The organism is Halorussus litoreus (assembly GCF_003382685.1).
Lineage (GTDB): Archaea > Halobacteriota > Halobacteria > Halobacteriales > Haladaptataceae > Halorussus > Halorussus litoreus.
Genome location: NZ_QLVG01000050.1, coordinates 20,318 through 44,395, shown reverse-complemented (window position 1 = coordinate 44,395; position 24,078 = coordinate 20,318). Strand labels below are relative to the sequence as shown.

General features: G+C 68.1%; 24 protein-coding genes. 14 read left to right on the top strand and 10 right to left on the bottom strand.

Annotated features, from left to right (window positions below; genetic code table 11):
* The 6 genes from DPQ64_RS15035 to DPQ64_RS15010 form a co-directional block, all read right to left on the bottom strand.
* The coding region (locus DPQ64_RS15035) for a hypothetical protein (RefSeq protein ID WP_115865133.1) at positions 1 to 486 on the bottom strand (486 nt) is incomplete at its 3' end.
* Entirely contained in the window at positions 483 to 1,256 is a 774-nt protein-coding gene (locus DPQ64_RS15030; RefSeq protein ID WP_115865132.1) for a nucleotide-binding protein, read from the bottom strand. The genes DPQ64_RS15035 and DPQ64_RS15030, both read right to left, overlap by 4 nt.
* Before the next feature lie 577 nt (positions 1,257 to 1,833).
* A complete protein-coding gene (locus DPQ64_RS15025; protein ID WP_115865131.1) occupies positions 1,834 to 2,391 on the bottom strand; it encodes a plastocyanin/azurin family copper-binding protein in 558 nt (185 codons plus the stop codon).
* A gap of 136 nt (positions 2,392 to 2,527) precedes the next feature.
* Positions 2,528 to 3,730 (bottom strand): M24 family metallopeptidase, encoded by a 1,203-nt coding sequence (locus DPQ64_RS15020; protein ID WP_115865130.1) that lies wholly within the window; start codon positions 3,728 to 3,730, stop codon positions 2,528 to 2,530.
* A 149-nt stretch (positions 3,731 to 3,879) separates the two neighbouring features.
* A complete protein-coding gene (locus DPQ64_RS15015; protein WP_115865129.1) occupies positions 3,880 to 4,527 on the bottom strand; it encodes a PH domain-containing protein in 648 nt (215 codons plus the stop codon).
* 14 nt (positions 4,528 to 4,541) lie between these two features.
* On the bottom strand, positions 4,542 to 5,966 hold the full coding sequence (locus tag DPQ64_RS15010) for an outer membrane protein assembly factor BamB family protein (protein WP_157971739.1): 1,425 nt from the start codon (positions 5,964 to 5,966) through the stop codon (positions 4,542 to 4,544).
* 489 nt (positions 5,967 to 6,455) lie between these two features.
* Here DPQ64_RS15010 and metG point away from each other — a divergent pair, with 489 nt between their 5' ends.
* Positions 6,456 to 8,558 (top strand): methionine--tRNA ligase, encoded by a 2,103-nt coding sequence (metG, locus tag DPQ64_RS15005; protein ID WP_115865127.1) that lies wholly within the window; start codon positions 6,456 to 6,458, stop codon positions 8,556 to 8,558.
* Positions 8,559 to 8,665: 107 nt separating this feature from the next.
* The gene (locus tag DPQ64_RS15000) at positions 8,666 to 9,442 is read left to right on the top strand and encodes a class I SAM-dependent methyltransferase (protein ID WP_232820596.1); all 777 of its coding nucleotides are present in this window, start codon (positions 8,666 to 8,668) and stop codon (positions 9,440 to 9,442) included.
* A gap of 93 nt (positions 9,443 to 9,535) precedes the next feature.
* Here DPQ64_RS15000 and DPQ64_RS14995 read toward each other — a convergent pair whose 3' ends face one another.
* Complete coding sequence (locus DPQ64_RS14995) at positions 9,536 to 9,820, bottom strand: GYD domain-containing protein (protein WP_115865126.1); 285 nt, start codon at positions 9,818 to 9,820, stop codon at positions 9,536 to 9,538.
* A 117-nt stretch (positions 9,821 to 9,937) separates the two neighbouring features.
* Here DPQ64_RS14995 and pyk point away from each other — a divergent pair, with 117 nt between their 5' ends.
* The 5 genes from pyk to DPQ64_RS14970 all read left to right on the top strand — a co-directional run bounded on the left by pyk (position 9,938) and on the right by DPQ64_RS14970 (position 14,999).
* The gene (pyk, locus tag DPQ64_RS14990) at positions 9,938 to 11,689 is read left to right on the top strand and encodes a pyruvate kinase (protein ID WP_115865125.1); all 1,752 of its coding nucleotides are present in this window, start codon (positions 9,938 to 9,940) and stop codon (positions 11,687 to 11,689) included.
* 294 nt (positions 11,690 to 11,983) lie between these two features.
* On the top strand, positions 11,984 to 12,181 hold the full coding sequence (locus tag DPQ64_RS14985) for a DUF7312 domain-containing protein (protein ID WP_115865124.1): 198 nt from the start codon (positions 11,984 to 11,986) through the stop codon (positions 12,179 to 12,181).
* Between the two features lie 130 nt (positions 12,182 to 12,311).
* Positions 12,312 to 12,869 (top strand): NfeD family protein, encoded by a 558-nt coding sequence (locus tag DPQ64_RS14980; RefSeq protein WP_115865123.1) that lies wholly within the window; start codon positions 12,312 to 12,314, stop codon positions 12,867 to 12,869.
* Between the two features lie 113 nt (positions 12,870 to 12,982).
* Entirely contained in the window at positions 12,983 to 14,149 is a 1,167-nt protein-coding gene (locus tag DPQ64_RS14975) for an SPFH domain-containing protein (protein ID WP_115865122.1), read from the top strand.
* 238 nt (positions 14,150 to 14,387) lie between these two features.
* On the top strand, positions 14,388 to 14,999 hold the full coding sequence (locus DPQ64_RS14970; protein ID WP_115865121.1) for a winged helix-turn-helix transcriptional regulator: 612 nt from the start codon (positions 14,388 to 14,390) through the stop codon (positions 14,997 to 14,999).
* Between the two features lie 361 nt (positions 15,000 to 15,360).
* Here the strand turns inward: DPQ64_RS14970 and DPQ64_RS14965 are convergent, their stop codons facing one another.
* Positions 15,361 to 15,603, bottom strand: coding sequence for a DUF7123 family protein (locus DPQ64_RS14965; protein WP_115865120.1), 243 nt, complete (start codon positions 15,601 to 15,603; stop codon positions 15,361 to 15,363).
* Positions 15,604 to 16,015: 412 nt separating this feature from the next.
* Between DPQ64_RS14965 and DPQ64_RS14960 the strand changes: the two genes are divergently transcribed.
* Complete coding sequence (locus DPQ64_RS14960) at positions 16,016 to 17,857, top strand: flippase-like domain-containing protein (RefSeq protein ID WP_115865119.1); 1,842 nt, start codon at positions 16,016 to 16,018, stop codon at positions 17,855 to 17,857.
* Positions 17,858 to 17,969: 112 nt separating this feature from the next.
* Positions 17,970 to 18,380 (top strand): SHOCT domain-containing protein, encoded by a 411-nt coding sequence (locus DPQ64_RS14955; protein WP_157971738.1) that lies wholly within the window; start codon positions 17,970 to 17,972, stop codon positions 18,378 to 18,380.
* Between the two features lie 9 nt (positions 18,381 to 18,389).
* On the opposite strand, the gene yjjX is transcribed toward DPQ64_RS14955, so the two are convergent.
* Complete coding sequence (yjjX, locus tag DPQ64_RS14950) at positions 18,390 to 18,908, bottom strand: inosine/xanthosine triphosphatase (RefSeq protein ID WP_115865117.1); 519 nt, start codon at positions 18,906 to 18,908, stop codon at positions 18,390 to 18,392.
* Between the two features lie 108 nt (positions 18,909 to 19,016).
* Between yjjX and DPQ64_RS14945 the strand changes: the two genes are divergently transcribed.
* Positions 19,017 to 19,514 carry a hypothetical protein gene (locus tag DPQ64_RS14945; RefSeq protein ID WP_115865116.1) on the top strand — a complete coding sequence of 166 codons (498 nt, stop codon included), beginning with the start codon at positions 19,017 to 19,019 and terminating at the stop codon, positions 19,512 to 19,514.
* A gap of 31 nt (positions 19,515 to 19,545) precedes the next feature.
* Here DPQ64_RS14945 and DPQ64_RS14940 read toward each other — a convergent pair whose 3' ends face one another.
* Positions 19,546 to 20,310 (bottom strand): cobalamin-binding protein, encoded by a 765-nt coding sequence (locus DPQ64_RS14940; protein WP_115865115.1) that lies wholly within the window; start codon positions 20,308 to 20,310, stop codon positions 19,546 to 19,548.
* A gap of 259 nt (positions 20,311 to 20,569) precedes the next feature.
* On the opposite strand from DPQ64_RS14940, the gene DPQ64_RS14935 reads away from it, so the two are divergent.
* The 4 genes from DPQ64_RS14935 to DPQ64_RS14920 all read left to right on the top strand — a co-directional run bounded on the left by DPQ64_RS14935 (position 20,570) and on the right by DPQ64_RS14920 (position 24,053).
* Positions 20,570 to 21,538, top strand: coding sequence for a transcription initiation factor IIB (locus DPQ64_RS14935; RefSeq protein WP_115865114.1), 969 nt, complete (start codon positions 20,570 to 20,572; stop codon positions 21,536 to 21,538).
* Between the two features lie 125 nt (positions 21,539 to 21,663).
* Positions 21,664 to 22,701, top strand: a complete 1,038-nt coding sequence (locus tag DPQ64_RS14930; RefSeq protein WP_115865113.1) for a DNA-methyltransferase — start codon at positions 21,664 to 21,666, stop codon at positions 22,699 to 22,701.
* 65 nt (positions 22,702 to 22,766) lie between these two features.
* On the top strand, positions 22,767 to 23,492 hold the full coding sequence (locus DPQ64_RS14925; RefSeq protein ID WP_115865112.1) for a type I 3-dehydroquinate dehydratase: 726 nt from the start codon (positions 22,767 to 22,769) through the stop codon (positions 23,490 to 23,492).
* Between the two features lie 108 nt (positions 23,493 to 23,600).
* Entirely contained in the window at positions 23,601 to 24,053 is a 453-nt protein-coding gene (locus DPQ64_RS14920) for a zinc ribbon domain-containing protein (protein ID WP_115865111.1), read from the top strand.
* The last annotated feature ends 25 nt before the right edge of the window (positions 24,054 to 24,078 follow it).

The window sequence follows — 24,078 nt, the reverse complement described above, 5'->3', positions numbered from 1 at the left end:
GAGCGAACCGCCGCGGTCGACCGCGGCGGTTCGCTCGACGCCGTGGCTCTCCCGCTCCGGAGGTGCGGCCTCGCGCGTGCGCTCGGCGAGGTCCGGGTCGCCCGCGAGTCGTTCGGCCGCCATGCCCGGCGGCACGCGGCGGTCGGGGTGGGCGATTGCGTCGAGATCACCGTCGGCCGGGAGTTCGCGCAGTTCCACGTCGTACGGACCGGGCGCGGCGAGGTCCGCCAGCGCGTCGGGGCCGCCCGCACCGGTGGCTGCGTGGTAGGCGAACCGGGGGACGCCGTCCTCGAACGCGATCACGCTCGCGCCGTCGTCGTCGAGCAGGAGCGCGTCCTGGGACTCCAGCACGGCGTAGCCCGTGAGTTCGCGGTCGAGCGCGGCCGACAGCGGGGCGGCGGGGTCAGAGGTGACTCGCGAGCGCACGAGGGTTCCGTCGGGGAGGTCGGAATCGGGATTGGAACCGGATGCGCGTTCGCGGGTCATGGCGAGTCGGGGACCACCGCGCTCCGGAACCGGTCGGCGACCTCCTCGGAGTCGCCCGGCCGCACGTCGAGCGCGCCGGCGGCCTCGCGGTAGGCGCGCGCGGCATCGCTGTCGGGCGCGTGAGCGAGCAGTGGTTCGCCGGCGCGGCGGGCGGCGCGCGCGGCGTCCGAGTCGGGCACCGTCGCGAGCGTCGGGCCGTCGAAGTAGCGCTCGGTCTTCTCGGCGACGTCCCCGGCCTCGTCGGGATCGTGGACCTTGTTGAACAGGACGCCCGCGGTGTCGGTGCCGTACGAGTGGGCGTACTCCTGGACTTTGAGCCCGTCGCTCAGCGCCGGGATGGTGGGCTGGAGCACGACCACCACCCGGTCGGCGAGTACGACCGGCAGGACCGCGCTCTTCGAACCCAGCGCCGCGGGCGAGTCCAGCAGGAGCACGTCGGTGTCGGCGGCGAGTTCGGCGACCACGTCCCGGAGTCGCTCGGGGTCGGCCGCCTCGAACGCTGCGAGGCCGGTGCCGCAGGGGACCACGGACATCCCGAACCTCTCGTAGACCGCGTCCGAGACGGACGCGGTTTCGTCGGCCACGAGCAGGTCGTGGAGCGTGACGTCGGCGTCGGCCAGTCCGGTGTGGAACAGCAGGTTCGCCATGCCGGTGTCGGCGTCGACTATCGTCACGTCGTACTCGTCGGCCAGCGCCATCCCCAGCGCTACGGTCGTCGTCGTCTTCCCGGTGCCGCCCTTGCCGCTGGCGACTGCGAACGCCTCGACCATCACGCCGGGGTTGCGCCCGATGTGTTAAAAATCTACGGTCGTGAAAACAACCTCTGCGATGGAGGGGATTTGGTCAACCGTCGGAACGCGCTCGATTCGGGTACTGCACAGCGCGGGCTGACTTGCTCGTTTGTCCGGCGTGCGCTGGTTCGTCCTTCCAGATCAGCGCACGCTAACTGAACCTTTCGACCCGGCGCGTGCTGCGCGGCGTCTCGGCGAGTGCCGCGAGCCGAGGCTCGTGGGAGCTGTGCTCCCACGGCGTCTCGACGAGTGAAACGAGGCGAGGTTCGTCAGCGCGTGCGCTGACGGCGCTCTCGTGCGCCGCGCAAGGCGCGTGAGGGACGAGCATCGCAGCCGCGGAGCGTAGCGGAGTCCTCGGGAGCGTAGCGACCGAGGGCTCGTCGGAGCTTGTTCCGACGGTGGGCGAGAAGCGCAGGAGGCTGGGGAGGCGTGAGGCCTGCGGTCGCGGTGCTGTGCTGTGCGGTCGCGGTGCAGTCGCGGTGCGGTTACTCCGATGGGCAAGCAGAAGCTAGCTTCTCGCCCAAAATCCGGTACGCAAGTAGCATCAAAATATCTCTCACTCCAATCCAGCCCGAACCTTCCCGTTCAGTTCCTCCAGTTTGTTGGCCCCGCCGCGTCCGAAGTCGTCGCCCGGGGAGGCGAGCCCCGGCTCGTCGCCCGGCTCCGGATCGCCGACGACCACGCTCCCGAGCATCCCAAGCGTCTCGTGGGGCGTGCAGTAGTAGTCGTAGACGCCCGCCTGCTCGAACGTGTGCGAGAAAGTCTTCCCGTTCTCCCGAATGACGCCGCTGTCCCACGATTCGGCGTCCGCCGGCACCCGGCGCGGCGCGTCGTTGTCCGGGTGGTAGGCCGTCGCGGAGTGGTTGCGCGAGACGTTGGTCCAGGTGACGGTGCCGCCGGTCTCGACGTGGACGATCTCGGGCTCGAACCGGTTCGAGGCGTCGGGACCCATGTCGACCTCGACGCTCGCGCTCGCCTCGGGGAGCGTGTAGTCCTCGTAGCTCTCCTCGTCGTCGCGGAGAACGCCGGCGCAGCCGGCGAGGGCGACTGTGGCGGTGGCCGTGGTCGTCGCGGTGGTGTGCCGGAGGAAGTCCCGGCGCGTCGAGTCGGTCATGCGTCGGGTTACTGAGCGGGGGCTTACCGTTCTTTTGCATCCGGAAAGTCACCCGAGATCGGTCACCGGTGCAGGTTACGCTCCGGAGCTCCGAAGCGCGCTGAAAAACGAGAGCTCGATACTCCCCATCGACCGACTACTCGACGCGAATCGTGTTCGACTCCAGATCGCGCGGGAAGTAGGTCAGCATGTCCGTCCCGTCCTCGGTGATCGCCACGGTGTCCGAGTGGCGGTAGCCGTACGTGTCGGTGTAGATGCCGGGCTCGATAGTATAGATGTGGCCGGGCTCCATCTCGGCGTCGCCCTCCTCGCGGCCGTCCTGTTCTTCACAGTGGGCGGTCCAGCCGTGGTCGATGTACGGCGGTTCGTGTGCGCCGAGGCCGATGTTGTGTCCCACGTGGTGCTGTGCGAGGTCGGCGACGCCCTGCTCTTCGAAGTAGTCGGTCACCTGCTCGTCGACGTGGGCGAGCGGGACGCCCGGCCCGAGCGCCTCGATGGCGATGGTCTGGGCCTCCAGCATCAGCTCGAAGTAGTGAGCCTGCTCGTCGGTCGGCTCGCCGACGAACATCGTGCGCTCGAGTTCCGAGCGGTAGCCGTCCACGTCCGCACTCGCGCCCGTGACCAGCAGGTCGCCCTCCTCCAGCCGCCGATTCGCGGTGTGGCCGTGAGGCAGGCCGGTCTGCTCGCCGGAGATGAATCCCGCGTGCGCCGGCCCGTCAGCGCGAGTCCGCGGGACGTACTCGTCGCCGAGGGTGTCGAGCATCGCTCGCGAGGCCTCCAGCGACGCGCGCTGGCTCACGGTCGCGGGATGCTCGCCGACCTCGGTGAAGTCGGCGAGGTAGCGGTGCGCGAGGTTGCCCCAGCGCGCGGACTCGCGGACCAGTTCGACCTCCACGTCGGACTTGGCCCACCGCATCCGGTCGATCCAGCTCTGGCTCTCCACGTCGACGAACGCCGAGAGTGCCGGCCCCTCGTAGCCCATCACGCCCGGCGCGCCGTCGGCGTCGGCGACGACCGACTCGACGCCGAGGTCCGACAGCATCCCGGCAGCGACCTCGATGGGCTTCCCGCCGGGGTAGTCGAAGTAATGGTGGACCGCGTCGATGCGGGAGTTGGGTTCGACGCGCTCGACCTCCAATCGGGGCACGGTCACTTCGACCCGGTCGTCGGTCACCGCGAGCACGACCGGGCGCTCGGTCTGGATGTGGTCGAAGCCGGTCAGGTACTCGATACTGGTCGCGCCGAACCAGACGCCTGCGTCGGCGTCGGTGCCGGCGAGTCGGTCGCGGACGGCGGCGAGTCTGTCTCGAAACTCGGCGTCGGGTACGCGCGTCGGCATATAGCTGGTTCCACGCAACCCGCCCGGTTAAGCGTTGACGTGTGGGCAAGCCAGCAGAACGACGTGTGGGCAAGCCATCAGAACGACGTGTGGGCAAGCCAGCAGAACGACGTGTGGGCAAGGTATCATAACCTCGCCCGTAGAAGGAGTCAGCCGTCCGACTTGAGCGTCCCGCGGAGTTCGTCGGCGAACGCCGTGGCGTCGTTGACGTTCCGGATCACGATCTCGAGTCCGGCACCGCCGCCGCTCGCGACGCGGATGTTCCCGACGCCGACCAGCGACTCGATGGGCGACTTGCTCTCGCGGACCGCCCGGATCTTCTCCATCGGGACCTCCTTGCGCACCAGCGACAGCAGCCGGAACGAGTTGATGACTCGCTCGGTGGTAATGTAGTAGGTCGTGAGCGAGTTGGTCCAGTACGTCAGGATGCCCGTCGAGAGCAGGTAGAGGCCGACGACGAACGCGCCCATCGGGTAGACGTACGGCTGGGTCGTGAAGAACATGAGAAAGCCGGCCGCGAACAGGAACGGGAGGCTCAGTCCGACCTTCGCGAGCGGAGCCTTCTGCGTGGGGTGGCGCGTGTCGATGATCTCCTCCTCGTCACGAAGCCTCGGCTCGGGCGGAGCCGCGACGAGGTGGACGTACCACCCCATCGCGACGACGAACGCGCCGAACACGAGCAGCGGCGCGCCCAACAGCTCCGGGGACGGCGTGTCCCCGAAGTAGATGATTGCGCCGCTCGCCAGGAATGGGATGCTCAGTACCGTGCTCCAGACGCCGGGAAGTCCTCGTGCCATTGTCTCCTCTCGAATCAGGTTTGCTCGCCGATCAGTTGCATCACGATGCCCACGATCGAGACCGCGATTCCGGCCCACGTCAGCGTCACGGGATCGTCGAGGAACGACAGTTCGGAGTCGGGGTCGTTCGTCAGGAACCCGCGATTGGTCTCCTCACCGTCCCCGGTCTCGGTTGCGTCAGAACCTCCACCGTCTTCCGTGCCGCCAGTCGACACGCCGCTGCTCGGCCCGATGACGTAGCAGCGCTCGGTCGAGCCGACGACGACGTGTTCGTCCCCGGCGGTCAGCGACCGGACGGGCGCGTCGGTCTCGAACTCCCACAGTACCTCGCCGTCGTCGAGCGAGTAGGCGTACACCGCGTCGTCGTCCGTGCCGAAGAACATCGTGCGCCCGAGGACGACCGGCGCGCCGCGCACTCGCTCGCCGATTCCGGCTTGGGCGAACTGGTCGCCGGACTCGCGGTCGATGCCGTACAGTCGGCCGTCGTCGTTGCCCGCCAGCACCGCGTTGTCGGTGACGGCGACCGCGGCGTTGAATCCGCCTTTGCCGGTGAACGTCCACTGCTCGTCGCCGGTCTCGGCGTCGTAGGCCGCCAGCGTGCCGTCGGCTCGGGGCCAGTAGACCTGTCCATCGGCGACCGCGACCGGCCTGACGCCGACGCCGTCGTGGGTGACCTCCCAAACCACGGAGCCGTCCGACCGGTCGATTGCGTACAGCCGCCCGGAGGCGTCCATCTCGTTCGGGGATTCGAGATTCACGTCCTCGGGTGCGACGCCCGCGACCGTCGCGACGTAGATGCGGTCGCCGTCGACGGCCGGCCGGAAGCCGATGCCCTCGATGTCGGCGGTCCAGCGAAACTCCTCGGCGGTCGCCCGTCCGGCGACTACCCGTCCGTCGACCGTCGGAGCGAACCACTCTGCGCCCCCGGCGTAGCCGAGGTGAAAGCCTCGCGGGGTCGCCAACTCGGCCGTGACCTCGCCGGTGTCGCGGTTCAGGACGTACGTCGGCCCGTCGACCGACCGGCAGACCAGCAGGTCGGTTTCGACTAACTCCGGGACGACCTGCTGGTCGGCGATCTCGTTCGTCCACAGCGAATCGCCGGTCACGAGGTCGATGGCGATCACGCTCCCCTCGTCGGCGTCGTAGACGTACGCCGTGCCGTCGGCCAGCAGGTAATCGTTGCCGAACCCGGCCGGGGCGGTCATCGCCGTGCGAACCGTCGCGTCGCTCTTCAGCGCGGTGCCGTCGGGGTCGTACGCCGTGTTCCCGGGATCGAAGCGCTGCATCGGCCAGCTGTCCTCTCCGACGGCCGAGGCCGGCCGGACTGCCGTTCCGCCAAGCGCGAGACTACCCCCGGTGAGGACGGCTCCCGAGCGGAGCATCCTCCGGCGGCTGAGCACGGCCGAACCATCCGGTGGGTCGGACGACAGGGATGTCACGTTGGTTCCGCGTACTCACATATCCGTAATCAGGGTTTTCATAATCGGTCTAATATATACTTCGACACGTCCTCGCCGTCGGACGGTGATTCGCGGCCCGGCGGCGGGGACGTGTCGAAGTTGCCCATCGGAAGACGTGCCGGGTTTGTACGCCGGACGAACGCTTAACTATCGGGCCGCCCAACTCTCGGGCGTGCCAGTCACGGTTCACTCGACCCGAAGCGGTCGAGCGCGCGGACACGTCCGCGCGCTCGGCCGTTCGACAGCATCCGCCCGCGCTATGCGTATGCGCTCGCGGAGCAACGCGTAACGTCGGGAGGACCCGCCGGACCGTGACACGCGGACGGCTTCTCGCGGTGGCGAAACTCGACTCGACGGTCGAATCTCGGCGGTCGAACCGCTCGACAACTGTATCGAATCGACACCCAGTGACGATGCCCGAACACGGAAATCGGCGGGTTTTACACCCGCGAAGGAGGATTGGATAGTATGAGCCACGACGACTTCCCCACGGAGAATCCGGCGGTGGTGACGTGTGGACTGCCGTACGCCAACGGCGACCTCCACATCGGCCACCTCCGGACGTACGTCAGCGGCGACGCGTACGCCCGCGCGCTGGAGACGCTCGGACAGGACACCGCGTTCGTCTCGGGGTCGGACATGCACGGGACCCCGGTCGCGGTCAACGCCACGAAGGCCGGCGTCTCGCCCGAGGAGTTCGCGCTCGACCACCACGAGAAGTACGAGGAGACGTTCCCGAAGTTCGACGTCGACTTCGACAACTACGGGCACACCCACGACGAGACCAACACCGAACTCACGACCGACATCGTCCGGACGCTCGACGAGAAGGGGTACGTCTACGAGAAGGAGATCCAGGTCGCGTACGACCCCGAGGACGACCAGTGGCTCCCGGACCGATACGTCGAGGGGACCTGCCCCTACTGCGGCGAGAAGGCCCGCGGCGACGAGTGCGACGAGGGCTGTGGCCGCCACCTCGAACCCGGCGAGATCGAAGAGCCCGTCTCCACCATCTCGGGCAACCCCGCGGAGTACCGCGAGCGCACCCACAAGTTCTTCCGCGTCTCGGAGTTCGCCGACTACCTCACCGACTTTCTCGACCGGCTCGAAGGGACGAGCAACGCGAAGAACCAGCCCCGCGAGTGGATCGAGAGCGGCCTGCAGGACTGGTGTATCACTCGCGACATGGACTGGGGCATCGACTACCCCGGAGATGAAGAGGGGGAGACGCCGTCGGACCTCGTCCTCTACGTCTGGGTCGACGCACCGATCGAGTACATCTCCTCGACCAAGCAGTACAGCGAGCGCGTCGGGCCGGACGTCTTCGACTGGGCCGAGCCGTGGCGCGACGGCGAGGGCGAACTGATCCACGTCATCGGCCGGGACATCATCCAACACCACACCATCTTCTGGCCGTCGATGCTGCGCGGCGCGGGCTACAACGAGCCCCGCGCGGTGATGGCCAGCGGGTTCGTGAACCTCGACGGCGACGCGTTCTCGACCAGTCGGAATCGTGCGGTGTGGGCCGACGACTATCTCGACGAGGACCTTGCCCCCGACCTCGTCCGGTACTACCTCACCACCACGGGCGGCTTCCAGCACGACGTGGACTTCTCGTGGGAGAAGTTCCAGGACCGTGTCAACGGCGAACTGGTCGGCACGCTCGGCAACTTCGTCTACCGGAGCCTCCTCTTTGCGGCCCGGAACTACGACGGCGCGCCCGACGCCGAGACCTCCGCGGAGGTCGAGTCACGCATCGAAGCGGCCGTCGACGACTTCGCGGCGGCCATCAACGACTACTCGCTCAAGGAAGCTGGCGACGCCGCGGTCGCGCTGGCCGGCTTCGGCAACGAGTACATCCAGCGCAACGAGCCGTGGCACCTCACCGACGACGATCCGGACCGCGCCGAGCAGGTCATCTACGACTGCGTCCAGATCGCCAAGGCGGTCGCGGTCCTCTCGGCTCCCATCCTATCCGAGAAGGCCCAGACCCTCTGGGAGCAGCTCGGCGAGGACGGGTCGGTCCACGACGCGACCCTCGACGCCTGTCTCGAATCCCCGCCGGGCGAGTTCGGCGAACCCGACGAGCTGTTCGAGAAGATCGAGGACGACCGCGTCGCGGAACTCAACGAGAAGCTCGAAGAGCGGGTCGCGGCCGCGACCGAAGCAACTGAGGACGACGCGGACGAATCCGACGAAAGCGAGGAGAACGAATCCATGACCGACGACACCGACATCGAACCCATCGCGGACGAGCGCATCAGCTTCGAGGAGTTCCAGGACCTCGACGTCCGAGTCGGTCGAATCGAGAGCGCCGAGGGCATCGAGGGCGCGGACGACCTCGCGCGCCTCGAAGTCGATATCGGCGTCGAGACGCGCCAGATCGTCGCGGGCATCAAGCAGCTCCACGACCTCGACGCGCTACCTGGCACGAAGGTCGTCGTCGTAGCGAACCTCGAAAAGGCCGAACTGTTCGGCGTCGAGAGCAACGGGATGGTGCTCGCGGCCGGCGAGGACGCCGACCTGCTGACGACTCACGGCGACAGCGAACCCGGGACGAAGGTGCGGTAGCGGGTTCCGCGGGTCTTCTCCCATTTGCAGTTCCGTCGACTGCATCCGTCACTCACGATTCTTGCGCGCACCGGCACACCCATACCGTCGGATATTCACCGTCCTGTATGAACTCCGACGGCGGGCAGGACGCCGGACGCGACGCCAAGCGCGAGGCGATGTCGTCGTTCGACGAGGCCGCCGACGCCTACCTCGCGAGCGACGTGCATCGCGCGGGCGAGGACCTGAACACCTTGGCAGAGTGGTCGGCCGACGCCTCGCGGGCGCTCGACGTGGCCTGCGGCGCGGGCCATACCGCGAACGCGCTCGTCGAGGCGGGCGTCCCCAGCGTGGTCGCGGCCGACGCGACCCCGAAGATGGTCCGAACCGCGACCGCGAACTTTCCCGTCGCGGGCGCGGTGGCCGACGCCGAGCGGCTGCCGTTCCGCACCGGGAGCTTCGACGCCGCGACCTGCCGAGTCGCTGCTCATCACTTCCCCGACCCCGAAGCGTTCGTGCGAGAAGTCTATCGAGTGCTCGCGCCCGGCGGGACGTTCGCGTTCGAGGACGTGGCCGCGCCCGAGGATTCGGAGCTCGCGGACTTCACCGACCGGTTCGAGACCCTGCGGGACGGCTCGCACGTGAAGGCCCATCCCCAGTCACAGTGGGCGGCGTGGCTCCGCGACGGGGGGTTCGAAATCGAGGTGTCGACGGTCGGCCGCATCGACCTCGACTTCGCGGACTGGGTCGACCGGACCGACCCGCTGGCGGCCGACCGCGAGCGACTGGACGAACTGGTCCGGACGCCGGAGGCCGCCGACGCCTACGAGGTCGAAGTCGAGGACGACGAGGTGGTCGAGTTCAGCAACGTGAAGGTGTTGATGCGGGCGCGCAAGCCGGCGTAGCGGATTCTGGCTGCCGTCACGTGGGGCTCCGACCTGCCGTCGTCGAGGCCGTCTGTGGTCGACGGCCGTCGACCGCAGACGGCCTCGACGACTTCAAACGTCCTCGACGACCTGCGCGAGCTGCTCGGTCGGGAGGATCTCCATCGTCTGGGCGTCGAGGCCGTGACGTTCCAGCGCGATGCCGGCCTGATACGCGGCGTCGCGCTCCGGAGCGTCCATGATGACGAGGAAGTCGTACTCGCCGAGCACGGCGTACGTGTCGGTCAGGTCGGCGTCGAACTCTTCGAGGTCGGCGCGGATGTCGCCCCAGATCGAGGTGAGTTCCTGGGGGTTCTGGAAGTCCTTGCGCACGTCGACCAGCGAGGCGTACTTCGGCATATCTGTCGCCTTCGGGGCGATGGAATAAGGCGATTGCGGCTAGCTAAACAATCTAGTCGCGAGTAAATCCGGACGAATCACCGGGGGTTTTTGCCACGGACGGGCGTACGCCGACCCATGAGAAGCGCGAAGATCGTGTGTACGCTGGGACCGTCCTCCGACTCCCGGCGAACCATCCGAGGGCTCGCCGAGGCCGGGATGTCGGTCGCGCGGCTGAACGCGAGCCACGGCAGTCGCGAGGACCGTGCCGAAATCGTCGACCGCGTGCGCGACGTGGACTCCTCGACCACCGACCCGCTCGCGGTGATGCTCGACCTCCAGGGACCCGAGATCCGGACCGCCGAGGTCAACGACCCGATCCACCTCGAAACCGACTCGACCGTCCGCTTCGTGGCGGGCGACACCGCCACGCCCGAGGAGGTCGGGCTGAGCTACTCCGTCACCAACGTCGAACCGGGTGACAGCATCCTGCTCGACGACGGGCGAATCGAGACGACTGTCCAGGAGGTCCAGGGCGAGGATTCGGTCGTCGCCCGCGTCGAGTCCGGGGGCGACCTCGGGAGCCGGAAGGGGGTCAACGTCCCGGGCGTGGAGCTCGACCTCGACGTGGTGACCGAGAAGGACCGCCGGGACCTCGAACTCGCCGCCGAGAAGGACGTCGACTTCGTGGCCGCGAGCTTCGTCCGGAGCGGCGCGGACGTGCTGGAGGTTAGCGAGGTGCTCGAGGACCTCGGCGCGGACCTGCCCATCGTCGCCAAGATCGAGCGCCGCGGCGCGGTCGAGAACCTGAACGATATCATCGACGCCGCGTACGGTGTGATGGTCGCGCGCGGGGACCTCGGCGTGGAGTGCCCGCTGGAGGACGTGCCGATGATCCAGAAGCGCATCATCCGGCAGTGCCAGCGCGCCGGCACGCCGGTCATCACCGCGACCGAGATGCTAGATTCGATGGTCCACGCACGCAGGCCCACGCGCGCTGAGGCCTCGGACGTGGCGAACGCAGTGCTCGACGGCACCGACGCCGTGATGCTGTCGGGCGAGACTGCCATCGGCGACCACCCGGTGCGGGTCGTGGAGACGATGGACCGCATCGTCCGGGACGTCGAGGAGAGCGCGGAGTACGACGAGATTCGCGAGCAGCGCGTCCCGCCCGCCGACGACGCCCGGACCGACGCCCTCGCGCGGTCGGCGCGCTACCTCGCCCGCGACATCGGCGCGTCGGCGGTCGTGGCCGCCAGCGAGTCGGGCTACACCGCGCTCAAGGTCGCGAAGTTCCGGCCCGCGGTCCCCGTGGTCGCGGCCACGCCGAACGATGGGGTCCGCCGGGAACTCGCGCTCTCGTGGGGCGTCGACGCGCGCTACACGCCGCTCTCGTCTGGCGTCGACAACGTCATCGACGAGGCGGTGCAGGCCGCCCTCGACGCGGGCGCGGCCGACAGCGGCGACACCGTGGTCGTACTCTCGGGCATGATGTCGGAACTGGAGGGCACCAGCGCGACCAACATGCTGAAGGTCCACGTCGCGGCCGAGACCATCGCCACGGGCCGGAGCGTGGTCCGCGGCCGGATCGCCGGCCCGGTCGCCCGCACGGAGACCGGCGACCTCTCGGACGTGGCCGACGGGTCGATCCTCGCCATCGAGCCGGAGTTCGACGGCGAGTTCGACGGCGATCCCGGCAAACTCGTCGGCATCGTGGACGCTCGGGCGGGGATGACGGGCTACCCCGCGATGATCGCGCGGGAGCTCGACGTACCGATGGTCAGCGGCGCGCCGCTCGACCCGGCCATCCACGACGGCGACACCGTCACGCTGGACGCCGAGCGCGGCGTGGTGTACGAGGGCGACGTGACCCACGCCGACCGGCCGTAACCGACAGCAAGCGTAGTCTTCGACGCGACCCGCTCCGACCTAACCGTCTGACTCGCCCCGACCTGACCGTTCGACTTTTCGCCCTCGGTGATACTAACTACGGGGACGCGCTCGGTGACACTAACTACGGGGACGCGCTCGGTGACACTAACTACCGGGTGGGACTGAAAGGGCCGCGCACTCGCGCGGGCTTTCTACCGGTTGTTTGCTCCGACTTTCGCAGCCACAGGACAGCCCACTTGCAATCGCACCCCGTAGCCAATCCTTTTGACGTTCGACCTGCTACCCCAAGCCATGTCGGAGTGGAAGTACGACATCGACGAGGTCGGCGAGGACGCGGAGGGCGACGACCCCGACGAGGAACCCGACCGCCGCGAACGGGGACCCATCGAACCCGGCTCCCCGACGGCCGAGAACGTCCTGTTCGTGACGCTCGGCATCGCGACGATGCTGTTCGTCTTCGCTCGCCTGGTTCTGGTCGTCGCGGGATGACTGGGGGTCGGTCGTCGCCCGGCCGTCCGGGATGACTGCGACCACCATCGCGCTCGACCCCGACACTGTTCTCCGGAGGATTGCAAACTGACTGCAAAACGTTAACCGCGCCGACTACCAAGACGTGGATATGGCACCGCTGCTGGAATCGCTCCCGCTGTTGCTCCTCGTCGCAGGCGTCGGGCTGTCCATCGCCGAGGCGCTGATTCCGGGTGCGCACTTCATCGTGCTCGGGGTGGCGCTCACGTTCGCGGGGCTGGTCGGACTATTGCTCGGGCCGCTGGCGTCGCCGCTGCTGTTGGCCGCGCTCGTCTTGGCCTTCGGGGCGGTGGCGCTGTACGGCTACCGGGAGCTCGACCTCTACGGCGGCAAGGGGGTCGCGCGCACGAGCGACTCCGACTCGCTGAAGGGCAAGACCGGCCGCGTCACCGAGCGCGTCACGCCCCAGGATGGCCAGATCAAGCTCCTCGAAGGCGGGTTCAACCCCTACTACGCCGCCCGGAGCGTCCGCGACGAGATTCCGGAGGGGACCGAGGTGATGGTGGTCGACCCCGGCGGCGGCAACGTCGTCACGGTCGAGTCGCTGGAGGCCATCGAGGACCCCATCGACCGCGAACTCCGGGAGGGCCGGAACGCCGCGGAGACCGAACCCGAACCGGAGCGCGAGACCGACACCGAAGGTGTGTGACGCGCTGCTCCTGCATCGAAAGCACGTGCGAGACCTGCGTCCGCAAGCTTGCGCCCCGCTTCCGGCCGGCGGCGAGGGGAACGCTTAACACTACATCTTTCTAACAGTCGAGTATGTTCGTTCCACTACAGACGGGTGCGCTCGAGGGCTTCACGGTCGTCGCGTTGCTGGTCCTCGTGCTGGCCGTCATCACCATCTGGCAGTCGGTCGAGATCGTCGACGCCACCGAGAAACGCGCGCTGACGGTGTTCGGCGAGTACCGGAAGCTGCTCGAACCGGGTATCAACTTCGTGCCGCCGTTCGTGAGCGCGACCCACCGCTTCGATATGCGGACCCAGACGCTCGACGTGCCCCGACAGGAGGCCATCACCCGCGACAACTCGCCGGTGACCGCCGACGCCGTCGTCTACATCAAGGTCATGGACGCCAAGAAGGCGTTCCTCGAAGTCGAAGACTACAAGCGCGCCGTCTCGAACCTCGCCCAGACCACGCTGCGTGCGGTGCTGGGCGACATGGAACTCGACGACACGCTCAACAAGCGCCAGCAGATCAACGCCAAGATCCGCCAGGAGCTCGACGAGCCGACCGACGAGTGGGGGATCCGCGTCGAGAGCGTCGAGGTCCGGGAGGTCAACCCGAGCAAGGACGTCCAGCAGGCGATGGAGCAACAGACCTCCGCGGAGCGCAAACGGCGCGCCATGATTCTGGAAGCACAGGGTGAGCGCCGGAGCGCCATCGAGCAGGCGGAGGGTGACAAGCAGTCCAACATCATCCGGGCGCAGGGTGAGAAGCAGAGCCAGATCCTCGAAGCGCAGGGTGACGCGGTGTCGACCGTGCTGCGCGCGAAGTCCGCCGAGTCGATGGGCGAGCGCGCGGTCATCGACAAGGGCATGGAGACGCTCGAATCCATCGGGCAGGGCGAGTCCACGACGTTCGTGCTCCCGCAGGAGCTGTCCTCGCTGGTCGGTCGGTACGGCAAGCACCTGACCGGCAGCGACGTGGAGACGGACGGCGACCAGCTCGACAGCCTCGACTTCGACGAGGAGACGCGCGAACTCATCGGCCTCGACAACATCGAGGAGATCCTCGGCCAGATCGACGAGGAAGCCGAGATGGACGTCGAAGCGATGGAGCAGGAGGCCGAGGCCATCAAGCAGGGCGAGGACCCGGCCGACATCAAGAGCCCCGACGAGGTCATCCAAGAGATGGACGAGGAGAACCCCGACATGGAAGACGTGCAGGCCGAACTCGACGCCGAGATGGAGAAAGAAGTCGAGTAATCCGGCGTTTCTTCTCGTTTTCCGCAGCCGTCCGCTGCCCGTTTCCCGACTGCCACCAGCCGTTCGTTTTCCGACCCTATTTGAATCCAGTAGTTACTGGCGTTCGAAAGGACTCGAGAACAACTCGACCCGAACCCGCCACTCGACGCCTGTCGTCGGCGATTCGGACCTCTCGGCCGTGTGACCGACTCCCGAGCCGAAGACGTTTTAGTGCTCCACGCCGATTCTCCTTTTGTAGATGGTTGAGCGCTCCGAAGTGGATGAAAATAAGCGGGCGACGCTCCGTCGGTTCGCGGTCCTCGGGGCCGCGACGCCGCTGGCGTCGTTCGGTGCCGAGGCCGACAGCGGCGAGAGCGAGGCCCGTGACGCCATCGCGGGCTACGTGGCGACCACGCCGGGCGCGCATTTCTCGAAGGTCCGCGACGACCTCAAGCTCGGGACCGGCGAGACCCAGCACCACCTCCGCCAGCTGGTCGACGCCGAAGCGGTCGAAAGCCGCCGGGACGGCGACTATCGGCGCTTCTATCCCGCCGGCCAGTTCTCCTCCTTCGAGCAGGTCGCGCTGGGCTACCTCCGGCGGGAGACGCCCCGCGGGATGCTCGTCGAGTTGCTGCGCGACCCCGACGCCACCGGCAGCGACGTGGCCGACGTCCTCGACGTGTCGCGACCGACCGTGAGCAAGTACGCCACCGACCTCGAAGAGGCAGGCCTGCTCGACCGCGAGGACGGCTATGCGGTCCGCCGCCCCGAGACGGTCATCACTCTGCTCGTCAGGTACGCCGACTCGTTCGGCGAGCGCGCCGCGACGTTCGCCGCGCAGGCAGACAGTTTCATCTCGTTCGATCCGTAGCCCGTCGCTCACCTCGCAGTTCTCTTGGAGAGGTAGACGCCGCGATAGTCTCGGTTGGAAACTGTTAGGTAGCGCTCTCCAAAGTACAGAAGCCTCCGATTGTGGCTATTGGACCGTCGATCTGAGCCGAGCGGCCGGGCGAGCGTGCGACTGCACGCTCGCACGCTCGCCCGGCCGCGGCGAATCGAAGGGAAGGGAGCGGCGTGAGGAAACGGAACCGTCGTGAACGGGGCGATTGGAGGGCGGACGGCGGGGACCTGCGGGCGGACGAGGGACCTGCGAGCGGCCCGACCGCAGAGCGTACCAGTAGTCCACCTGATCGCGGTTCGGTGCGTGACGACGGATTCGATATCGAGCGCGTTCAGGCCGTGACCTTCCACGTCGTCGACGACGAGTAGCCCCACTTCTCGACGTCCACGTCGAACTCGCCCTCGGCGATGGCGGTCATGTTCGCGCCGACCTCCTTGGCGGTCATCCCGAGCTCGTCGCCGATGAGTCGGGACTTGAAGTAGGTCTTCATCTGGCCCTTCTTGCGGAGGTACTGCAGGATTCGCTGCTGCTTGTCGGTCAGGGTGGTCGCGCTGGCGGTCGCGGTGGTGCTCATGACGTACTTCCAGCTTGGACGGAGTCCGCCTTAGTGGATTTGGTACGTGGAGTTAACCCGGCGCACTCATGCTCTTTTACCGAAAAGAACTGTGAACGAAACCACCCCGGACGGGGGTGTTGGTACGGCTGGTTAATCGGGAGTTTCGGTACGGCCATCGAGCGTCTGTCCGAGGGCAGGTCCGAAATCTCCGCCCGGGGAACAGTGTCTCCGTCGGGTGAACAACGGGCCACCGAGCGCGTTCTATCGTCGCGAAAGCTCCCATTTCTGCGAGTAACGGGCCCACGACTTCGGTCCACGTCGGGTTTCTCGACAGTCGAAATCCGACCGGAGAGCAAAGGCCGACCTACCGGCTCGAAGACGCTGGAACGGAGCAGAAGGTACTTAGGCGGCGGGACTGAGTCACTCGATAATGAGCGGTCGCGCAGTCGAAGTGAGCGTCGTCCTCCCGGCGTACAACGAGGAGGCGACCATCGAGAACACCGTGGAGACGACGCTCGACACGTTAGCCGGCTTTCTACCCGCGGGGACGTTCGAGGTCATCGTGGCCGAGGACGGCTGCGACGACCGGACCCCAGAGATCGCCGACCGGATGGCTGCCGAGGACGACCGGATTCGACATTTCCACAGTGACGAGCGACTGGGACGCGGCGGTGCCCTGAACCGGGCGTTCGAGGCCGCCGACGGCGAGACGCTGGTGTACTTCGACACCGACCTCGCCACGGACATGAAGCATCTGGAGCACCTGGTCGAGAGCGTCCGGTCGGGCGAGTACGACTTCGCGACCGGGTCGCGGTGGATGCCGGGCGACGAGGCCGACCGCCCCGCCAAGCGCGACGTGGCGAGCCGTGGGTTCAACGGCCTGACCAGATTGTTCCTCAGCTCGGAGATGCGCGACCACCAGTGCGGCTTCAAGGCGTTCGACCGGACCGCGCTGTTCGACGTGCTCGACGACGTGGAGGACGAACACTGGTTCTGGGACACCGAGGTCCTGGTGCGGGCCCAGCGCCGTGGGTACGCGGTCGAGGAGTTCGCGGTCGACTGGATGCCGAAGGGCGACTCGAAGGTCGACATCGTGCGCGACGTGTTCGGGATGGGGAGCCAGATCATGCGCTGCTGGTGGGAGTTCGCGGTCCAGCCCCGCATCACCCGCCGGGTGTCGATTCTGGCCGGCATCTTCCTCACCATCGTCGCCGTCGCGCTGATGGGTCAGTACCTCCCGCTCGGCGAGGTGCTCGACCAGATGAGCGCGGCCGACCCGGCGCTCGTCGGCGCGGCCGCACTGGTCTACCTGCTGTCGTGGCCCCTCCGGGGGACCCGGTATCGGGACATCCTCGAAGAACTGGGCTACACCGAGGACGCGGGCTTCCTGACGGGTGCCATCTTCGTGAGCCAGACCGGCAACCTCGTGTTCCCGGCGCGGGCCGGCGACGCGGTGCGGGCCTACGTCGTGAAGGCCCGCCGGTCGATTCCGTACCCCACGGGCTTCGCCTCGCTGGCGGTCGAGCGCGTGTTCGACCTGCTGACCATCACGATGCTCGCGGGCGTCGTCCTGATGGGCCTCGCGCTCACGGGCGCGACCGGAGGGCTCGAATCGGCGCTGTTCGGCTCGGGAGCAGCAGGGAGCGAAGTGGGCGACAGCGGCCAGACCGCGGTGTACGTCGCGGGTGGCGTCGGACTGGCGGCCATCCTCGCTGTCGTGGTCATCGTCGCCAGCGCACGCTCGGATCGCAACTACGTCCGGGCGGCCGTCTCCCGGTTCAGCAGCGACTCGTACGCCGACTACGTGGCGGGCATCATCGAGCGGTTCACGGGCGACGTCCAGACCGTCGCGGGCAATCGGCGGGCGTTCCTCTCGGTCGGCGCGTCGAGCCTCGTCATCTGGTCGCTCGACGTGCTGACCGCGCTGCTCGTGCTGGCCGCGTTCCCGGCGGTGTCGCTGTCGCTCCCGATGCTGGTCACCGTCTGTTTCTTCGCGGTCAGCGTGGGCAACCTCGCCAAGGTCCTGCCGCTCTCGCCCGGCGGCATCGGCCTCTACGAGGGCGCGTTCACCCTGCTCGTGATCGGGCTGACTCCGATCCCCAGCGCGGTCGCGCTCGGCGCAGCAATCCTCGACCACGCGGTGAAGAACGTCGTCACGCTGATCGGCGGAGTCGCTTCGATGCTCTGGCTGAACGTCTCGCTGACCACCGCGGTCGAGGAGAGCGCAGACGTCCGGACAGGGACCGAGCCCACGGAACCGGCCAACGACTGACGGCTGTGAGAAACGACTGACGGTGGGGGACGCCTTCACCGCGAGCACCCAGCCGACCCACGTGTCGATGGACTGCGAAATAATTATTGTCCAGCCTCGGGTACCGACTGACATGGCCGACGATCTCACGGGCGCGCTCACCGCAATCGTCGCAGTCGCGACGCTGCCGCTCGGCACGCTCGCGCTGCTGTTCGTGGGCTGGGAGATCGGGATACTCGTGTTCGTCGTGGGCTGGTTCCTGCTCACGCCGCTCATCCCCATCGTCGGTGAGGAGCTCCTGCCGGCGCTCGGCGGCTCGTCCGCCGACGCCGCGTCGGACGCCGATGCCGACGCCGACGACGCGTTGACCCAGCTCAGGAACCGCTACGCCCGCGGCGAGATCGGCGACGCGGAGTTCGAGCGGCAGGTCGAGAAGCTGATCGAGACCGAGGACGTGGACGTCGACCGCAGTGGGACTTTCGACCCCGACGAACTGCGCCCCGACCGCGACGAACGGAACCCCGATTTCGAACGCGGACGATGACGACTTTCGCTACTCGTAAAATTCCGTTACGAACGGGCCGAACGCCCCGGCGACTGCCTGCTCCAGCGCGCTCTCGCGGTCGATGATGCCGCCGGTGAGCGCGCCCGCCGCGCCCTGCTTCTCGGCCACGCCGTCCATCCCGAGCACGTCGTCCATCACCGGGCCGAGCTCCTCGCCGTCGCGGACTCGGGTCGCGATGGCGTCGGGAAGTCGGAGTCGGGGACCAGCGCCCAATCCCGTCCGCTTGCCGTCGGTCACGGCGGCCCACATGAGTAGGAAGAGGCCGTCCGCGCCATCGACTTCGGCGACGCCGCCCTCCAGCCCGACGCCGAGGTCGTAGTCGCCGGCGTCGAGGATGTTGTGCGCCCGATTCTCCGCCCCACGGACCGTCTCGGGCTCGCCGACCGGCTGTTCGCTCACGCCCGACGCGACCGCGACGGACTCGACCGACGCGCCTGGGAGGTCCCCGAGCGCCGACTCGGTCGCGCTGCGCTTGACGGGGTTCGTGCTGCCGACGCCGACTCGCATGGAGAGAGCCAGACGCCCGGTCGACTTGGCGGTTTCGCTCCCCGCGCACTTCCCGATTAGTGGCCTCGTCGCACCCACCTTTTTCACCGCGAACTGCCATCTCCTGCCATGGACGCGGGAACCGGATTCGCGGTCGCTCTCATGGGAGCAACGGGCCTCGCCTGCGTCGTCGTAGCTGCGCTCTCGCTGCGCGCCGACAGTCGATTCCGCGAGTCGTACGGCGTCGATGCGGCCGACGACGCGGCAGTTCGCTCGAACGCGGCCGTCCTCGGAGTCTGCGGGGCCGGACTGCTCGCGCTGGCCGCTGCCATCGCGCTCGACGTTTCGGGTCGTGTTCTCGGAACCGCCACGGTCGTCCTCGCGGCCGGCGCGTGCGTGGCGCTCGGGTGGCTGGTCCGGTACCGCGACCGCCGGGACCTCCTCACGACGCCGGGCGTCGACCGCGAGACGGGCGCACGCCTCGGCGCGGCAGCGATGCTTTCGGGACTTCTCGTCGCGCCGCTCGCCCCGGCCATCTGGGTCGGCGCGAGCGGGACCGTCGTCACCGGGCTCGCGCTCGGCGGGACTGCCGGCGGGCTCCTCGCGGTCGCGGTCGCCTACCGGTAAGCGTACAGCCGCAATCGCTGGAGAACAGCGTTCAGCCGTCGACAGCATCGGGGTGGAACAGCGACGCGAGCGTCTCGATTCCCTCCACGAGGTGCGGACTCGGCTGGTTCAACAGCGAGTCGTCGACGACGTGGACGTTGCCGCGCTCTATCGCCGGCAGGGTCCAGTCGCGCTCGCTGATCGTCGTCGGGTCGGCCCCCGCGCCGTGGCCGCAGACGTGGAGCACGACGTGGTCCGGCGCGGCGGCCTCGACCTCCGCGACCGACACCTCGCGCGAGCGCTCGCCCGGGTCCACGAGCGGGTAGCGCCCGCCTGCAGCGGCGACCGCCTCCGGCACCCAGTTGCCCGCGGCCATCGGCGGTTCGGACCACTCCTCGCAGTAGGCGGTCGGCTGCTCGCTCTCGGCGTCGGGCGTGAGCCGCGCGACCCTGTCGAGTCGGTTCCGAGCGCGCTCGGCCAGCGCGGTTCCCTCGTCGGGCAGGCCGACCGCTGCTCCGAGGTCCGCGAACGAGTCGATCACCTCCGCGAGCGTCGCGGGCGCGGCGTGGAACACCTCGTGGCCGCGCTCGTCGAGTTCGGTCGCGACGTCGGCCTGCAGGTCGTCGGCGGTCAGCACGAGGTCGGGTTCGCGGTCGGCGACCGCCTCGTAGTCCGGGTTGAGCCAGCCGCCGACCGGCGGGCAGTCGGCGTCGCAGTGGAAGGTCCGCCCGACGAGGCGGTCGCCCGCGCCGAGCGCCTGCAAGGTCGCCGTGGCGCTCGGCGCGAGCGAGACGACGCGCTGGTTCTCGGCGTCCATCGGCGGGGCGTTCGCACCCCTGCGGGTTAAATCGTCCGTTCGACAGGTCCTCCCGGCGAACGACGCATACATCTTCGCTTACGTAAGGTGGGCCCGCTGGGACGCCCTCGCGTGTGACCTGTTCACGTGACTCGGGAAAACAAGTTCCGAAAACATTAAATACCTTTCGGAAGAACACAACTGTAAGAACTCAGTCCGGGGTTTTCCAGGTTCTCCCTGCCCGGTAGCGTTCGCCATCCCAGTCAACGAGGAACCCATCATGTCCAACGTACGAACGAGGATCGACCGAGGCGAAGAGGACGAAGTCGAACGAGAGGAGAGCGACGAGCAGACGGCCTGTCCGGAGTGCAGCGGGAACCTGATCTCGGACACCGAACACGGCGAGACTGTCTGTGCGGAGTGTGGCCTCGTCGTCGACGAGGATCAGGTCGACCGCGGGCCGGAGTGGCGCGCATTCGACTCGAAGGAGAAAAACGAGAAGTCCCGCGTGGGCGCGCCGACGACGAACACGATGCACGACAAGGGGCTGTCGACCAACATCGACTGGCGCGACAAGGACGCGTACGGCAACTCGCTGGGCGCGCGCCAGCGCGAGAAGATGCAGCGCCTGCGCAAGTGGAACGAGCGCTTCAGGACGCGCGACTCGAAAGAACGCAACCTCAAGCAGGCGCTCGGCGAGATCGACCGGATGGCCTCCGCGCTCGGTCTCCCGGACAACGTCCGCGAGACCGCATCGGTCATCTACCGGCGCGCGCTCGACGAGGACCTCCTGCCGGGTCGGTCCATCGAGGGCGTCTCGACCGCGTGCGTCTACGCCGCGGCGCGACAGGCCGGCGTTCCGCGGAGCCTCGACGAGATCGGCGACGTGAGCCGGGTCGAGAAGAGCGAGGTCGCCCGGACGTACCGCTACGTGGTCCGCGAACTCAATCTGGAGGTCAAGCCCGCCGACCCCGAGAGCTACGTCCCGCGGTTCGCCTCGGGGCTGGACCTCTCGGACGAGGCCGAGCACCGCGCCCGGGAACTGCTCCAGACCGCCAAGGAGAAGGGCGTCCACAGCGGCAAGTCGCCGGTCGGTCTCGCCGCCGCCGCCGTCTACGCCGCCGCGCTGCTCACCAACGAGAAGACCACGCAGGCGGAGGTCAGCGAGGTCGCCGACATCAGCGAGGTCACCATCCGGAATCGGTACCACGAACTGCTGGAGGCCGAAGAGGCCCCCGCGATGGTCTGAACTCGGACATCGTTCCGGGTGCCGCTCCGCGGTAGAGTCGGCGATTCGATAACTGCACAGCTTTTCTAGTTACGTTCCGAAACGGAAAAGAATTTTGTCGGTCCCGAGAGAGGTCGACACAGCGGATGGAAACCGAACACCGGATCCACGTCGGAGACGCCCGCGAGATGGACGCGCTCGACGACCACTCGGTTGAACTCGTCGTGACCTCGCCGCCGTATCCGATGATCGAGATGTGGGACGACCTGTTCGCGAGACTCGACGCCGGCGTCGCGGACTCGCTGGCGGCCGGCGACGGCGAGGCCGCCTTCGACGCGATGCACGCCGCGCTCGACCCTGTGTGGGACGAACTCGCGCGGGTCCTCGTCGAGGGCGGCATCGCCGCGGTCAACGTGGGCGACGCGACCCGGAGCGTCGGCGACGGCTTCCAACTGTACCCCAACCACGCCGAGCTGATCGACCGCTTTCGGGCGCGGGGGTTCGACCTCCTGCCGGACGTGCTCTGGCGCAAGCCGGTCAACAGCCACGCCAAGTTCATGGGCTCGGGAATGGTGCCGCCGAACGCCTACCCCACGCTCGAACACGAGTACGTCCTCCTCTTCCGGAACGGCGCGGCCTCGCGGGAGTTCGCCACCGGAGCCGACCGCCGGTACGGCGCGGCGTACTTCTGGGAGGAGCGCAACGACTGGTTCTCGGACCTCTGGACCGACGTGCAGGGCGAGGCCCAGACACTGGGCCACGACGATCTCCGCGAGCGCTCGGCCGCGTTCCCCTTCGAGCTTCCCTACCGACTCGTCAACATGTACTCGGTGTACGGCGACACCGTGCTCGACCCCTTCTGGGGGACGGGCACGACCAGCCTCGCCGCGATGGTCGCCGGGCGGCACTCGACCGGCTACGAACTCAGTCGGGAGTTCCGCGAGGTGTTCGACGACCGGCTCGACGCCGTCGCGTCCTTCGCGGACGGCGTGGTCGGCGACCGACTCGCGGCGCATCGGGAGTTCGCAGCCGAGGCCGACGCCGACCTCAAGTACGAGGCCGAGAACTACGACTTCCGCGTGAAGACCAAGCAGGAGCGAGAGATTCAGCTGTACACGGTGGACGGCGTTCGGCGCGACGGGGACCGGTACGTGGTCGACCATCGGGCGTTCGATGGCGGATAGCCCGTCAGGAATCGGTCCGAAATTCAACAAACAGGCTTTTCGTGGCCCGAACCGCACACCACTACATGAATTTCGAGGAGTTCGTTCTCGCCGCCAGTCTCTCGGACCTCGGCGAGGAACCCCGCGCCCGCGAGCACGCCGACGCCGTGGAGTTCCGGATGGACCTCGCCGCCGAGCGCGGGGTCGACCCACTCGCCGCGCTCGACGACTACGACGGCGAGCTTCCCATCATCGCAACCAACCGCGCGACGTGGGAGGGCGGCGAAGCCGACAACGACGCGGCCCGACTGTCGGAACTCGCCGAGGCCGCCGAGTTGGCTTGCGTCTGCGCGGTCGACGTGGAACTCACGTCACTCGCGCGGGGCGAGGGGGAGACCGAAGGCGAGGTGGGTGCTGACCGCGTGGCCGATGCCGACCGCGTGGTCGAGCGCGCGCGGCGGTCCGACACCGCCGTCATCGCGTCGGTCCACGATTTCGAGCGCACGCCGCCGCGAGACGACCTGCGGGGACTTCTGGACGAGGCGACCGAGCGCGCGGACGTGGGCAAACTCGCCGTCACGGCCCGCGACGCCGACGACGTGCTCGACCTGTTGGCGGTCACCCGCGAGTTCGCGTCGGCGGGCGAACGCGTGGCGACGATGGCGATGGGCGCGGCGGGTCGTCACTCGCGGGCGGTCGCGCCCATCTACGGCTCGCGGATCGGCTACGCGCCGGTCGACCCCGCCGAGGCCACCGCGCCGGGCCAGTACGACCTCGCGACGCTCGCCCGACTCGTCGACGAGCTACGGTGACCGCCCGAGTTTATTTTCGAGAAATTGAGGTAAGCGTACCGCCGAGAACCGCCGGAAAGCGCCCCTCGGGGACAGCATTTATAAAGATAGGTCGGCTACGCGCCAGTAGTGACCGAAACGAACTCCGGAAAGCGTCCGTGGCTGGGCGCGCTGCTGTCGTTCTTCCTGCCCGGACTCGGCCACGTCTACCTACGCAAGTGGCTCCGCTCGGCGATGTGGCTGGCGTTCGCCGTGAGCGCCGTCCTGCTGTTCGTCCCGCTCCCCGACGCCGCGGCCGCCGGTGCCGAGAGCATCGGCGCGGCGTTCGACAGCGCGATGCAGGCGACCCAGGACCTCCCGCTGGAGGCGCTGTTACCGGTCTGGGTCGTTCGCATCTTCAGCGCCATCGACGCCTACTGGATCGCGCTCCAGCACGAACCGGAGACCGAGGAGGGCGAGCGGTGTCCCGCCTGCGGCAAGCCGGTCGACGAGGACCTGGACTTCTGCCAGTGGTGTACGACGCCGCTGCCGGAGCGCGACGGGCCGAACGGGCCGACCGAGAGCAACGCGCTTTCGCGGTAGCGTTGTCCGATCGAACGCGCGATCT

Coding starts and splice junctions, on each gene's coding strand:
- DPQ64_RS15030 (WP_115865132.1), bottom strand. CDS start 1,256: ATGGTCGAGGCGTTCGCAGTCGCCAGCGGCAAGGGCGGCACCGGGAAG.
- DPQ64_RS14995 (WP_115865126.1), bottom strand. CDS start 9,820: ATGCCGAAGTACGCCTCGCTGGTCGACGTGCGCAAGGACTTCCAGAAC.
- metG (WP_115865127.1), top strand. CDS start 6,456: ATGAGCCACGACGACTTCCCCACGGAGAATCCGGCGGTGGTGACGTGT.
- DPQ64_RS14980 (WP_115865123.1), top strand. CDS start 12,312: ATGGCACCGCTGCTGGAATCGCTCCCGCTGTTGCTCCTCGTCGCAGGC.
- DPQ64_RS14960 (WP_115865119.1), top strand. CDS start 16,016: ATGAGCGGTCGCGCAGTCGAAGTGAGCGTCGTCCTCCCGGCGTACAAC.
- DPQ64_RS14965 (WP_115865120.1), bottom strand. CDS start 15,603: ATGAGCACCACCGCGACCGCCAGCGCGACCACCCTGACCGACAAGCAG.
- DPQ64_RS15020 (WP_115865130.1), bottom strand. CDS start 3,730: ATGCCGACGCGCGTACCCGACGCCGAGTTTCGAGACAGACTCGCCGCC.
- DPQ64_RS14945 (WP_115865116.1), top strand. CDS start 19,017: ATGGACGCGGGAACCGGATTCGCGGTCGCTCTCATGGGAGCAACGGGC.
- DPQ64_RS14970 (WP_115865121.1), top strand. CDS start 14,388: ATGGTTGAGCGCTCCGAAGTGGATGAAAATAAGCGGGCGACGCTCCGT.
- DPQ64_RS14930 (WP_115865113.1), top strand. CDS start 21,664: ATGGAAACCGAACACCGGATCCACGTCGGAGACGCCCGCGAGATGGAC.
- DPQ64_RS15015 (WP_115865129.1), bottom strand. CDS start 4,527: ATGGCACGAGGACTTCCCGGCGTCTGGAGCACGGTACTGAGCATCCCA.
- DPQ64_RS14925 (WP_115865112.1), top strand. CDS start 22,767: ATGAATTTCGAGGAGTTCGTTCTCGCCGCCAGTCTCTCGGACCTCGGC.
- DPQ64_RS15025 (WP_115865131.1), bottom strand. CDS start 2,391: ATGACCGACTCGACGCGCCGGGACTTCCTCCGGCACACCACCGCGACG.
- DPQ64_RS15000 (WP_232820596.1), top strand. CDS start 8,666: ATGAACTCCGACGGCGGGCAGGACGCCGGACGCGACGCCAAGCGCGAG.
- yjjX (WP_115865117.1), bottom strand. CDS start 18,908: ATGCGAGTCGGCGTCGGCAGCACGAACCCCGTCAAGCGCAGCGCGACC.
- DPQ64_RS14975 (WP_115865122.1), top strand. CDS start 12,983: ATGTTCGTTCCACTACAGACGGGTGCGCTCGAGGGCTTCACGGTCGTC.
- DPQ64_RS14985 (WP_115865124.1), top strand. CDS start 11,984: ATGTCGGAGTGGAAGTACGACATCGACGAGGTCGGCGAGGACGCGGAG.
- pyk (WP_115865125.1), top strand. CDS start 9,938: ATGAGAAGCGCGAAGATCGTGTGTACGCTGGGACCGTCCTCCGACTCC.
- DPQ64_RS14935 (WP_115865114.1), top strand. CDS start 20,570: ATGTCCAACGTACGAACGAGGATCGACCGAGGCGAAGAGGACGAAGTC.
- DPQ64_RS14940 (WP_115865115.1), bottom strand. CDS start 20,310: ATGGACGCCGAGAACCAGCGCGTCGTCTCGCTCGCGCCGAGCGCCACG.
- DPQ64_RS14955 (WP_157971738.1), top strand. CDS start 17,970: ATGGCCGACGATCTCACGGGCGCGCTCACCGCAATCGTCGCAGTCGCG.